The 13,136-nt window shown below is 43.0% G+C and carries 13 protein-coding genes and 1 pseudogene; all 14 read left to right on the top strand.

Features of this window, described 5'->3' with window-relative positions:
- Positions 1–5 precede the first annotated feature (5 nt).
- The 14 genes and pseudogenes from VZF35_RS21295 (at position 6) to accB (ending at position 13,128) form a co-directional block, all read left to right on the top strand.
- Positions 6–1,067, top strand: coding sequence for a M24 family metallopeptidase (locus VZF35_RS21295; protein WP_407308284.1), 1,062 nt, complete (start codon positions 6–8; stop codon positions 1,065–1,067).
- Positions 1,068–1,181: 114 nt separating this feature from the next.
- Entirely contained in the window at positions 1,182–1,739 is a 558-nt protein-coding gene (gene efp / locus VZF35_RS21300) for an elongation factor P (protein WP_407308286.1), read from the top strand.
- Between the two features lie 65 nt (positions 1,740–1,804).
- Positions 1,805–3,481 carry a ribonuclease J gene (locus VZF35_RS21305; protein WP_407308288.1) on the top strand — a complete coding sequence of 559 codons (1,677 nt, stop codon included), beginning with the start codon at positions 1,805–1,807 and terminating at the stop codon, positions 3,479–3,481.
- A 194-nt stretch (positions 3,482–3,675) separates the two neighbouring features.
- The gene (locus VZF35_RS21310; protein ID WP_407308291.1) at positions 3,676–5,193 is read left to right on the top strand and encodes a putative bifunctional diguanylate cyclase/phosphodiesterase; all 1,518 of its coding nucleotides are present in this window, start codon (positions 3,676–3,678) and stop codon (positions 5,191–5,193) included.
- Between the two features lie 207 nt (positions 5,194–5,400).
- Entirely contained in the window at positions 5,401–6,438 is a 1,038-nt protein-coding gene (gene spoIIIAA, locus VZF35_RS21315; protein ID WP_407308293.1) for a stage III sporulation protein AA, read from the top strand.
- The gene (locus tag VZF35_RS21320) at positions 6,438–6,947 is read left to right on the top strand and encodes a stage III sporulation protein AB (protein WP_407308295.1); all 510 of its coding nucleotides are present in this window, start codon (positions 6,438–6,440) and stop codon (positions 6,945–6,947) included. Before spoIIIAA ends, VZF35_RS21320 begins: the two co-directional genes overlap by 1 nt.
- A gap of 20 nt (positions 6,948–6,967) precedes the next feature.
- A complete protein-coding gene (gene spoIIIAC, locus VZF35_RS21325; RefSeq protein WP_407308296.1) occupies positions 6,968–7,165 on the top strand; it encodes a stage III sporulation protein AC in 198 nt (65 codons plus the stop codon).
- 11 nt (positions 7,166–7,176) lie between these two features.
- The gene (spoIIIAD, locus tag VZF35_RS21330; protein ID WP_308897289.1) at positions 7,177–7,563 is read left to right on the top strand and encodes a stage III sporulation protein AD; all 387 of its coding nucleotides are present in this window, start codon (positions 7,177–7,179) and stop codon (positions 7,561–7,563) included.
- A 22-nt stretch (positions 7,564–7,585) separates the two neighbouring features.
- A complete protein-coding gene (spoIIIAE, locus tag VZF35_RS21335; protein ID WP_407308298.1) occupies positions 7,586–8,749 on the top strand; it encodes a stage III sporulation protein AE in 1,164 nt (387 codons plus the stop codon).
- Between the two features lie 61 nt (positions 8,750–8,810).
- Positions 8,811–9,338 (top strand): stage III sporulation protein AF, encoded by a 528-nt coding sequence (locus VZF35_RS21340; protein WP_407308300.1) that lies wholly within the window; start codon positions 8,811–8,813, stop codon positions 9,336–9,338.
- Between the two features lie 34 nt (positions 9,339–9,372).
- Positions 9,373–9,929: pseudogene (locus VZF35_RS21345) on the top strand (stage III sporulation protein AH).
- A 3-nt stretch (positions 9,930–9,932) separates the two neighbouring features.
- The gene (locus tag VZF35_RS21350) at positions 9,933–10,511 is read left to right on the top strand and encodes a SpoIIIAH-like family protein (protein WP_407308302.1); all 579 of its coding nucleotides are present in this window, start codon (positions 9,933–9,935) and stop codon (positions 10,509–10,511) included.
- 125 nt (positions 10,512–10,636) lie between these two features.
- Positions 10,637–10,996 (top strand): response regulator, encoded by a 360-nt coding sequence (locus VZF35_RS21355; protein ID WP_407308304.1) that lies wholly within the window; start codon positions 10,637–10,639, stop codon positions 10,994–10,996.
- Between the two features lie 224 nt (positions 10,997–11,220).
- The gene (gene accB, locus VZF35_RS21360; protein ID WP_407308307.1) at positions 11,221–13,128 is read left to right on the top strand and encodes an acetyl-CoA carboxylase biotin carboxyl carrier protein; all 1,908 of its coding nucleotides are present in this window, start codon (positions 11,221–11,223) and stop codon (positions 13,126–13,128) included.
- Positions 13,129–13,136 lie beyond the last annotated feature (8 nt).

Genomic DNA, 13,136 nt, shown 5'->3' on the forward strand with positions numbered 1-13,136 from the left:
CATCAATGAATCGGTTAGAACGGATGCGCCAACGAATGCAGGAAGATAAGATTGATGCCTATGTAGTTCTTCGCCCGGAAAACGGACGGTATTTAAGCGGTTTTACTGGCGGAGAAGCGACATTGATCGTTACCCTCGATAAGGCTTTTTTGTTAACAGATTTTAGATACATAGAACAAGCGAAAGAACAAGCCCCTGACTTCGAAATTGTAAAGACTGGACATGACCACTTTTTAACACTTGTGGAAATTGGGCTTCAGTCAAAACGAGTGGGTTTTGAGGGGGACTTTATTACTTATTCTGACTATGGAAAGCTAAGACAGTCATTTCTCCAGAGCGAACTCTTGTCGTTGCCTAGCTTCGTAAATGACCTCCGTTCTATTAAAGACGAGCAGGAGATTAATTTAATCCGGCAAGCTGTTCGAATTGCCGATGATGCTTTTGCCGAAGTTTTGAAAACGATTGAAATCGGACAGACTGAACAGGAGATTGGACTCAATTTAGAGTTTTTCATGCGTCGGCTGGGAGCTAACGGCGGTTCCTTTGAATTTATTATCGCCTCAGGAAATCGTTCTGCTCTGCCGCATGGCACAGCAAGCCCGAAGCAGGTACAAGCCGGAGAGTTTCTGACGATGGACTTTGGAGCAATTTATCAAGGATACTGTTCAGATATTACTCGTACTATCTTCTTAGGTGAGCCTACAGAAAAACAACGGGAAATTTATGCGCTTGTTTTGGAAGCTCAACGAGCTGGTATTGCAGCTGTTACTCCTGGACGAACTGGAAAAGAAGTCGATGCGGTTGCCCGTAAAATTATTGAGGATGCAGGATATGGGGAATACTTTGGACATGGACTGGGACATTCTGTGGGTTTAGCAATTCATGAAGGTCCGAATTTTAATATGCGGGAAGAACGCGTGATAGAGCCGGGTATGGTGGTTACCGTGGAGCCAGGTATTTATATCCCGGATTGGGGTGGCGTACGAATTGAAGATATAATTCTAGTCACTGAAAACGGCTGTGAAGTCTTGACCAAGGCCCCGAAAGAATTTATTATTTTAGAGTAGTTATCTTGCTTTTTTTCTTTAAAATTAAAAATTATTCAGAACTAGTTGCACTTGGGTTATCCGGAAGTTATACTTTCGTTGGTACAAAAGAATTTTAGGGGGAACGATCGATTTATGATTTCATCGAACGATTTTAAGACAGGGCTTACCATTGAAATTGATGGAGATGTTTTTTCAGTTGTTGAGTTTCAACATGTTAAGCCTGGAAAAGGAGCAGCCTTTGTCCGCACAAAATTGAAAAATGTACGGACTGGTGGGGTCGTTGAGCGGAGGTTTAATGCTGGCGAAAAGGTGAATAAAGCGCACGTGGAGCGCCGCGAAATGCAGTACCTCTATAAAGATTCTGATCATTACATTGTAATGGACAACGAAACTTATGAACAAGTTTCCTTGACGGAGGATCAAATAGGCGACGGTGTGAAATGGTTAAAAGAAAATATGAGCTTAGGGGTTCTCTTCTATGAAGTAGAAGTTATCGGTGTCGATGTGCCAAATTCTGTTCAACTCGTTGTGACTGCCACTGAGCCTGGAGTCAAAGGAGATACGGCTACTGGGGGAACAAAACCAGCAACTCTGGAGACCGGTGCGGTTGTGCAAGTACCTTTCTTTGTTAATGAAGGGGATGTACTGATTATTGATACCAGAACAGGAAACTATGTTCAGCGGGCTTAATTAAAAACATGTTATCACCTCCTATGGGACAAACTAGATTTAGTTGTACCATAGGAGGTGATTTTGTGTTATCCCCAAAGACTTCAAAACTTAGTGTAATTCCCCTCGGGGGGACTGGAGAGATAGGGAAAAACTTACTTGTTTTTGAATATGAAGACTCGATTATTATCATTGATGGAGGTGTGAAATTTCCAGGTGAAGAATTGTTAGGGATCGATTTAGTGATTCCGGACATATCTTATTTGGAAAAAAACCGTGATCGTATTAAAGGTCTCTTTATCACACATGGTCACGAGGATCATATTGGTGGACTTCCTTTTATTTTGCCTAAATTAGATATCCCTATCTATGGGACGAAGCTAACCTTAGGATTAGTTATGGCAAAGTTTCAGGAACGCGCTTCCTACCCAGAATCTTTGGTCCACTGTATTGAACCAGGTGAACTTATTCAGGCTGGGGCTTTTCAAGTGGAAGCGTTTCGGGTAACACACAGTATTCCAGATGCAGTTGGCTATTCGTTGCTCACTCCTGTCGGCAGAGTGGTCTATACAGGGGATTTTAAGGTTGATTATACACCGATTGATGGGCAAAATATGGATCTTGGAAAACTTGCTGCCTGGGGAGAAGAAGGAATTTTGGCCTTGCTTTGCGACTCGACCAACGCGGAACGACCTGGTGTCACGATGTCTGAAATGGTCGTAGGAAAAACATTGCGGGAGTGGTTTGAACGTGCCGAAGGCAAAATTATCATGGCTTCCTTCGCTTCCAATGTGCATCGGATTCAGCAAGCCGTCGATGCGGCGGCAGACATCGGCCGCAAAGTTTGTGTTGTTGGCAGGAGTATGGAGAGTGTCGTGCGAACGGCTATTGGGATGGGCTATTTAAAGCTTCCCTATGAAGAGGTTTTAGTGGATAGTTCGGAGGTAGAGAATGTCCCTGCATCGAAGTTGTTAGTTCTGACGACGGGGAGTCAGGGAGAGCCTTTAGCGGCTTTGACTCGGATGGCCACAGGCAGTCACCGGCAAATTAAGGTTGAGGTTGGAGATATGGTTATCATTGCTGCAACTCCAATTCCTGGGAATGAGAAACTTGTAGGTAAAACCATCAATCATCTTTATCAAATCGGGGCGGAAGTTGTCACTAAAGAAATGGGCCAAGTACATGTCTCCGGCCATGCCAATCAAGAAGAGCTTAAACTTATTATTCGGCTTGCCCGTCCGCGTTACCTTATCCCTCACCACGGTGAAATTAGGCATCAGGTTGCCTTACGCAGGATAGGACAAACGCTTGGCTATGCTGATAAGGATATTGCTTTAACGCAACTCGGTTCTCGCGTGGAACTAAGCGCGGATCGCATGGAATTTGGAGAAAGTGTGGAAGCTGGGAGTGTCAATATCGACGGATTAGGGATAGGTGATGTGGGGCAGATTGTCCTGCGGGATCGTCAGCAGCTTGCTCAGGACGGCGTAGTTGTAGTGATAGCGGCTCTTTCCAAAGGAAAGCCCTATACCCTTCTATCTGGGCCGGATATTATCTCACGGGGATTTACCTTTATGAAGGAAGCAGGTGAGTTAGTGGATGAGGCCAAAAAGGTGGGGAGCAACACGCTAACAACTCAGCTTCAGAAGGATCAGTTGGAATGGAGCACTTTAAAATCCGCCCTTCGAGACAGTCTGGGAAATTATTTTTGGGAAAAGACTCATAGACGCCCGATGATCTTGCCAGTTTTACTCTCAATTTAAAAGATTAGAGCTCTTTTTCGAACGAAGAGTGCAACGGTTGTTTTAACCTAGACTGAGGCACTCTTTATTTTTTTCTTTAGTTTGATTTCGGACTAATTTGTACAAAGTTTCGTTTATTTGCAGGGAATTTCCGCCTTTTGGAGAATATCATCACCAGAAGGGAGTCCTTGCAAATGGGCCTAAGAATAAGGAGATTGAAGTCAAAAAAGCATACGTTCCGCAGCATCTCACCTTTAAAGGTGGCAATTCTCTATATTGTGGTCAGTGGAGGTTGGATTCTTTTTTCAAATCGTTTTTTAGAGATGACCGTTACAAATCAATGGTTATTTTTTGAATTAGCAACCATTAAAGGCTCGCTTTCAGTTTTATTAACGGCAGTTCTGCTTTATTTTTTGCTCCGGTGGGGATTCCAAGAGCTAACCCATGAAACTCATCACGATTCCTTAACAGGTCTGCCCAATCGCTTGCTCTTTAATGAACTTTTGAAACAGGCTTTAGCTCAGGCCAGACGTAAGCGTGGCCAGCTAGCTGTTTTATTTTTGGACTTAGATCGTTTTAAATTAATCAATGATACGATGGGGCATAACCTTGGAGACCTGCTGCTGAAAGCTGTCGCGGAACGAATACGTGAAACGCTGCGTGAAGGGGATACGATTGCTAGGCAAGGCGGAGATGAATTTTTAGTACTCCTTTCTGAGATCAGTCATGATCAAGAGGCTCTGAGAGTTTCAGAGCGGATCTTAGGAGCTTTCACTCAACCATTTGTTTTAGAGGATAATGAAGTGTATATGAGTACGAGTATCGGGATCGGCCTATATCCGAGCGGGGGCAGCGATATTGAATCTTTAGTAAAGCAAGCTGATACAGCCATGTATTATGCCAAAGAATTGGGCCGGAACAATTGTCAGCTCTTTACCAATGGTCTTAACATTAAAGCGAATGAACGGCTTTCGACGGAGAATAGTTTGCGCAAGGCGCTAGCGCGTAAAGAGTTTGTTCTTCATTATCAGCCCCAGGTGGATTTTAACAAGGGTTGTATCGTGGGACTTGAGGCTTTAGTGCGTTGGAATTCTAAAGAACATGGCCTTGTTTCACCCTTGTCATTTATTCCTATCGCAGAAGAAACAGGGTTAATTGTTCCGATTGGAGAATGGGTTTTAGAGACAGCTTGCAGGCAAAATATGGCTTGGAGGGCCCAAGGGTACCCGCTTATGCGTATGGCTGTGAACATATCTGCCCGTCAATTTCGCGAACCAAATTTCATTAAACGGGTGGCGGAGATCTTGGAAGAAACCGGAATGGAACCACAATGGTTAGAACTGGAGATTACAGAAAGCATCGCTATGGAGAACGGTGAAACATCGCTTGAAATGTTAAGACGTTTCAAGGAGTTGGGAGTACGAATTTCCATCGATGATTTTGGAACGGGGTTCTCTTCCCTGAATTATTTGCGTCGTATGCCAATTGATACCTTGAAAATAGATCAGTCATTTGTTCGGGATATCAGCACGGGTGACAACGGAAAGGAGATTGTTACGGCCATTATTCAACTCGCCAAAAACCTCCGGCTAAAGGTCGTTGCGGAAGGTGTGGAAACGAATTCACAATGGTCCTTTCTTAAAGATAAACGGTGCGATGAAATGCAAGGGTTTCTCTTTAGCAAAGCGATCACTCCTCAGGAAATGGAATTGTTGCTTAGCCGGCTAGGCTAATATCAAGTTGAACCTATGTATAGAATGCTCTCTTCATAAACCTTAGATTTTCTCAAGAGTTTCTTTTGACCAATTGAAGCGAAGTTATTAGCCGGGTACATGTAGTTGTGTGCCCGGCTTTTTGTGTGGGGAAAATTACTTTTTCCATCCTAAACATGTCTAAAATTGCTAAGGTGGACATACCTTCAATTAAGGGGGGGCAAAGACGTGTCGCTGCATTATCAGTTATCTGTCATCCGAACGAAAAAAGTGCTATCTGCAGCATCTAAACCTTCAGTGTCTAATCAAAATGTACCAATATGGGGAGATATGGCCAAGTGGTTTGGAGAGACCATCTGTTTAATCTTAAATAAAATTCAAGCTCTCGGAGTTCAGGAAGTTGAAGAAATTCGCTTAAGAGCTGGGCAGCCATTCCTGCTCAGAACATCGGATAAGGATCTTTTTTTAAACCGTGAGGGTCAAATTACGGCACCGGATAAAGCTTATATAGTAACGATAGGAGATCTGGCAGCAACTTTAGAAAGGATGACTCAAAGTTCGGTTTATGCAGTTGAAGAAGATCTGAGACAAGGCTTTTTAACCCTTCCTGGAGGAAATCGAGTAGGAGTAACAGGAGAAGCTGTCCTCCAACAAGGCAAAATACAAAAGCTAAAGCATATTTCCTCTTTGAACATTCGCATTGCTCATGACATTAAAGGTCGAGGTATTTGTATTTTACCTAAGCTTTTTAGAAATGACGGATTACTTTGTCATACTTTGTTAATCTCTCCCCCTCGGGCGGGAAAGACAACTCTCCTAAGAGATCTGATTCGTTTAATTAGTAATGGGGTTCCTCGTTTGGGGTTCGAAGGGCAAAGTGTGGGAGTTATCGATGAACGTGGTGAACTCGCTGGTATGTGGCAGGGGATGCCCACCTACAATTTAGGTTGCCGCACAGATGTCCTAGATGGATGCCCAAAAGTATCTGGTTTAAGCATGCTCATTCGTTCTATGGCCCCTCAAGTTATTGTTATGGATGAGTTGGGGCATCGTGACGAAGTTGTGGCTTTGAAAGACGCCTTGCGTACAGGGGTGAGAATTTTAAGTACGGCCCATGCAAGTTCTTTGGAAGAGGCCAAAAACAGGCCAAGTTTGGCCCAGTTGCTTGAGGAAGGAGTGTTTGAGCGTTTGGTAGTGTTGAGCAGACAAGCCGGTCCGGGAACGATCGAAGGAATTTACGACCTTAAAACTGGGAGGAGCCTGTAATGATACTATTTGGGTGTATAGCGCTTATCGCCGGCTGTGGATCTATGGGATTATGGCTAGCTCATCGAATTCGACGCAGACCAGAAGAATTGCGAGAATGTCTAGTCGCTCTAACTCTTTTGGATACGGAAATTGTTTGGGGAGCGACCCCTTTACCAGAGGCATTTTGCGTTTTGAAAGAACGGACAGACATACCTTGGCAAGGATTTTTCTCCGAATTGGAAAAACGCTTAGAACGAGGGGAGCCTGCAGGTGAAGCTTGGAATAATGAGATTTCCCAACAAAGTTCTCGATTCTGTCTGAAACAGGAAGATTGGCGGGTGATTCGTGATATTGGCAAAGGATTAGGGCGCTCAGACAGTCAAGAACAGCACAAACAACTGGAACTTGTCTTGCGTCAGCTTTCCATGTTGAAAGACCAAGTTGGAATTTGGTCGGAAAAGCAGGCCAAAATGTGGTCCTATCTAGGGTTCCTCTGTGGGATCGCAGGAGTGCTCATTTTAATATAACCAAGAGAGGAGTCGATCGAATGAGCTTTAATCTAATCATCACCGTTGCAGGAATTGGAATTTTGGTCGGGGTACTTGCTTCCGTTTTAAATCAATCCGGACGAGGGGAAATGGCTCAAGGTGTAACCATTGTAGGGGTTATCGTGGTTCTTTATATCGTCGTCCAGTCAATCTCAGAACTATTCACCTTGGTCAAGAGTGTTTTTAACCTGTATTAGGGGGCTAAAACGTGGAGATATGGCAAATAGTGGGACTAGCCCTTATTGTAACAATAATAAGTGTTGTTTTAAAACAGTTTCGGCCTGAAATAGCCTTACAGCTTTCAATTTTGGCTGGTGCGACGATATTTATTCTGATTCTAAGTAAAATCAAAGTTGTTATTGATCTGCTCCAAACCTTAGCGGACCAAGCCAATATCAGCTCTTATTACTTGCTGATTGTCTTAAAGATTGTTGGTGTGGCCTATTTAGCAGAGTTTGGAGCACAAATTTGTCGCGATGCAGGGGAAGGCGCTTTAGCTACAAAGATTGAAATTGCGGCTAAAGTTGGGGTTATTGTCTTAGCAATTCCAATCATTGTAGCCATTACCGAGTCACTAGTTCGACTCGTTCCGTGAGGTGATGCATTTGAGGGTGTCGATGGTTAAATTGATTCTTTTGATAGTTGTCCTGTTGTGTGGGATAACTCCTCCTGTATTAGCTGATGAAATCCCTTCACAGTCGCAGCAGACCGCTGAAATTTCCCAAGAGATCGATTTAAGTCAGCTGCAAGGGTTTTTAGATCAATTGGATCGTGATGCGCAAACAGGGACTTCGAATTTCTCCTTAGCACAGGTCTTTACGGACCTGAAGAGCGGCAAATTGGATTTATCACCGGAAAAATTCGGTCAGATGCTCCTGGGGATCTTAATGCGGGAGATATCAAATAGCGTTCCCTTAATTGGAAAGCTGCTTATTCTGGCAGCGCTCAGCGGTATTTTGGGACAACTTCAAATAGCTTTTGGCGGAAGCGTCGGAAAAACTGCCCAAATTATGACTTATCTCGTTTTGCTTAGTATTGCGCTTACGTCCTTCCGTGAGGCCTTGACCATTGCGACGAGTGTCATTGATCAGATGGTAGGTTTAATGCAAACCTTATTTCCGGTAATGTTGACGTTATTGATTACGATGGGAAACATCACAAGCGCAGCGTTATTCAAACCACTTATCATGGGTAGTTTAACCGTCTTAGCGACATTGATTAAAACGATTATTTTACCACTGTTCTTTCTGGCAGCGGTGTTAAAACTATTCAATCATATCTCTACGGAATTCAAGCTTAGTAAGCTAGCCGGACTTTTTGAATTTGTGGGAAAAATCGCCCTTGGTGTGGTCATGACAATATTTATCGGAGTTATGACCGTTCAAGGGGTAACAGGCGGCGTGGCTGATAGTGTTGTTTTTCGGACCGCTAAATATTCAGCCGATCTTGTTCCAGTTGCAGGGAAGTTTTTCAAGGATGCGGTCGAACTAGTGATAACCTCCGGGTTACTGTTGAAAAATGCCGTTGGAATTATTGCCTTGTTAGCGATCGTTATTATCTGTATAGGCCCTATCATTAAACTTTTAACGATGATCCTCGTGTTTCGAGTTTCTGCTGCTCTTGTAGAACCTCTTGGTGAAAAAGGTTTGGCAGACAGCCTTCAGGACATGTCTAAAAGTCTAATATTCATCATAGTAACCGTTGCTTCAGTTGCGATCATGTTTTTCATGATGGTTGCCGTCGTGATTGGTACAGGGACATTTTCCGTGATGTTGCACTAAGGAGGAGAGCATTACGCAAACCTTACAAAACCTGGTACGAAACTTAGCTCTGATTTTATTAGTGGCAACCTTTCTGGAAATGCTTTTACCAAACAAATCAATGCGTGGATTTGTCCAGATGGTCATGGGATTGTTTGTGATTTCCGCCGTGCTTGCTCCGATAACATCATTGCTGCACACTCCATTGTCAATGGAGATACCCGCTTGGAGCGATGCTGCTCCTCAGGATCTTCCAGTCATCGCAGAGGGGCAAGGAGTTAAAGTTGGACGGGATGCTGTTCAAGAACAATATCGAAAGATTCTTGTAAACCAGATTCAAGCACTTGCTCTAAGTACTAAAGGCGTTGAATCTGCCCTGGTGGATATAAAATTTGAAGAGGGAGCAGGTGGTGTCATCGATCAACCCAAAATATCAGAGGTAAACGTAACTTTAACGGCATCTAAAGAAGAGATAGAACCTGTCCAACCGATTACCATAGGGCCTAAGCCTCTGGATCAAAAACAATCTCCTAAAAGTGACGAAGTTCGAGATAAAATCTCAGTCTTTATGAGCTTGTCAAAAGATGCAATTCATGTTCAAGAACGTTAATTTTATTTTTTGTAGGAGGTAACTGTCTGTGAAAATGCTAAAACTTATTTCTTCAGAGAAAATGTTAGTAGGTTTAGTAGCACTCATCGCGGTGGGAATGTCCTTTATATATCTGGGAAAAGGACCAGAAACTACTGTACAAGGGCTGCAAACCAAGTCAGCTAGTTCGCCAATAGCTATGACGAATACTAAAATCAGCGCTTTAGAAAAGGAGTTGGAAAGCAAACTGCAAGCCAACATCTTGTTAATGGATGGCGTAGGGAAAGTTCAAGTATCTGTAAGTTTATCCACAGGGTTAAAAAGTGAGTATGCCCGTAATCAAAGTGTCACGAAGAATACTTCCAAAGAAACGGATAAAGCTGGGGAACACGAGAGACAACGCAGGTAACTGAGAATAACCAAATGGTTATGCCTAACGGTTCCTCTCAGCCTGTCATGGTGATGGAAGATCGTCCGGAGGTTGCTGGAGTTTTAGTCATCGCCGAGGGAGCCCGTGATCCTAAAGTCAGGGAAGCGATCCACACGGCAGTTCAAACACTCCTGAATATTCCAAGTGCTAAAATTACTGTTGTGCCAATGGGAGGAGTATAATGAATGGTGAAGGAAAAACTAAAACCTGAATTCTTGTTTAATGACCAACTGCTCCGTCTAGGGAAGCTGTTAGGATTTCTTGCCAGTCTGGTGCTGATCCTGGGGGCATTTTGGGTATGGCTCAACGCTCCACAACGTCATTCAGCTGTTTCAACCTTATCTACCCAATCTACAAGAGCTTCTACAGTTGATCCTAATATTAAAATTCAGTTTGAAACTATTAAACCAGATGGGACTGGGGAAAACTATTTTGTAAATTATCGGTTGAAGCGGGAACAGTTTCGTCAAGAAACCAAAGCCATGCTCTCTGAATTACTCAATTCTACGGTAGAAAAAACTAAAATCCAAGCCCAAGAAAAATGGTTGGAACTCAGTACCAAAATCCAAAAAGAAGATGAAATCGAAAATCTCTTAAAAATCAAAGGCTTTAAAGATGTAGTCACTGATGTCAACCCCGACAATGTCACGTTGATCGTTTATGCCCTAAGCTTAACTCCCAATGAAGTCAGCTTAATTCAAACGATTGTTCTTTGCGAAACTAATATACAATTGGATAAAATCATGATTTCTGTTGAAAATTAAGGATTATTGACAATAATAAAGTTCTTTTATAAAAAGTTCTTTACCTTGAGCAGGAAAATGTTACTTAAGAGCGAACTATAAGGGATAGGACTAAAGTCCTGGTTAAGAGGGAGAGGACTCCGAGAATGAACAGAATCTTAATTGCAGATGATGCAAGCTTTATGCGCTTAATGATTTGTCAAATTCTAGCGCGTAAAGGTCTTAAGGACATCGTAGAAGCTGAAAATGGCCGTCAGGCTGTTGAACTTTACAAGTCTTATAGGCCAATTTTGACATTCATGGATATTACAATGCCTGAACTAGATGGGTTGTCAGCCCTTGATGAAATCTTAGAGATTGATCCCTCAGCCAAGGTGATCATCTGCAGTGCTGTGGCGCATGAAACGATGGTAGTAGAAGCTTTACAGCGGGGGGCAGTTGACTTTGTTTCCAAACCTTTTCGCCCAGATGAACTTTTGAGAATCGTAAATAAGCACCTTAACTAAACAGCCTGAAAGAATTTTATTGAGCTGGCACTGGGTGACAGCTTTTTAATTTGCCCAAAATACAATATACTTACTTCTAGTGCGTTGAAAATGGTTTCGTTGCCCCATATAATAAGACATATGTTTTACTTGGGAAAGTATTGTCTCCTTGAACAAGAGGCTTATCCAAGAATATATCCTATTAAAGGGTTTTTTGATGGGGTTATAGAGAGAGGGGTACGGCAGTGAAACCAGTTAAGATTACGGATACGACACTTAGAGATGCTCATCAAAGCCTTTGGGCTACTCGAATGCGTACAGAAGATATGCTGCCGATTTTAGAAGAACTAGACGAGGCAGGATTTTTCTCACTTGAAGTATGGGGAGGAGCCACCTTTGATGTCTGTCTTCGTTTCTTAGGAGAGGATCCTTGGGAACGTTTGCGCGAGATTAAACGTCGGGTTCATAAGACTCCGTTGCAAATGCTTCTTCGAGCACAGTCCTTAGTTGGCTATCAACATTATCCAGACGATGTGGTACGAGAGTTCGTTTCTCTGAGCGTGAAAAATGGCATTGATATTATTCGGATCTTTGATGCACTCAATGATGTAAGAAATATGGTTGTTCCTATGGAAGCTGCTAAAAAAGCAGGGGCACATGTTCAGGCATCGGTCGTTTACACAATGAGTCCGGTTCATACAATAAAGCATTATCTGGAAACTGCAACAGCACTCGCCGAGCTGGGCGCAGACTCAATTTGCATTAAAGATATGGCTGGGCTTCTTACACCTTTCAAGGCTTATGAATTAGTCTCTTTATTAAAGAAAGAACTTGGGATTATGATTCATTTGCATAGCCATTACATCGGAGGAATGGCAGTAGGCGCCTATCTAAAGGCGGCAGAAGCTGGTGTCGATGTCATTGATACTGCGAGTGTCCCCTTGGCCTTCGGTGCAAGTCAACCTCCTGTAGAAACTGTCGTCCGTGCATTTCAAGACTCGGCCTATGATACGGGTTTGAACCTAAGAAACCTGTTTCATATCGCAAAGTATTTTGAAGCATTGCGTAAAAGTCGAGGTTTTGAGCGTGGGATAACCCGAATCTCTGATATGAGAGTCTTTGAACACCAGGTTCCTGGTGGTATGATCTCTAATCTAGTGTCTCAATTAGAAGAACAAAGGGCCCTTGATCGCATCCATGATGTCTTGGACGAAATTCCTAAAATTCGAGCCGAGCTGGGGTATCCTCCCTTAGTCACACCGACCAGCCAAATCGTGGGGACACAGGCTGTATTAAATGTCCTCAGCGGGGCAAGATATAAATTAGTGCCTGGCGAAGTTAAGGCTTATGTCCGTGGCTTATATGGCCGTCCTCCTGCTTCAATCGATCCTGAAATTCAGAAGAAGATTATCGGTGATGAAGAGCCTATGACCGTTCGCCCAGCAGATAAACTAGAACCCGGAATGGAGAAAGCAAAACGAGATAGTTCCGGATTTGCCCATTCTCCAGAAGATGTTATAAACTTTGCCATTTTTCCTCAAATAGCTAAGAAATTTTATGAGGAGAGAAAGCAAGGGGTTCTTCCTAAAAAAGAAACTCAAAACACCTTGAACGAAACGAAATCAACGAAAGAAATGTGGTCGATGGGATTGTCTAAGGAGGATTCGAAAATGAACTTAAATGAGATTAAAGAACTAATCAAGATTATTGATAAAACTGAAATTAGTGAGCTGAATCTTGAAAGTGATGGAGTAAAAATCTGTATCCGCAAAGGTTCAAATGCGGCACCTGGCGTACCTGTTATAGCAGCTGCACGTCAAGACGTGAAAATGAGCGCATATGAGAGTCCTAGCGTACAATCTGATGTAAGTAGTGAGGCTCCGATTAAGTCTTCAGATTCAGTTGTACGGCAAAATACCGAAACCATCACTGCACCTATGGTAGGAACGTTCTATAATGCTCAATCTCCTGAAGCAGACCCTTATGTCGAAGTGGGTCAGCGAATCAGTGTTGGTCAGCCTGTTTGTATTATTGAAGCCATGAAGCTAATGAATGAGATAGAGTCAGATGTTGAAGGAAAGCTTATTCAAGTTCTTGTTGAGAATGGGCAGCCTGTTGAATATGGTCAGCCATTGTTTATCATTGAAAAATAAGGAGAAAA

Source organism: Desulfosporosinus paludis (genome assembly GCF_045689965.1).
GTDB lineage: Bacteria > Bacillota > Desulfitobacteriia > Desulfitobacteriales > Desulfitobacteriaceae > Desulfosporosinus > Desulfosporosinus paludis.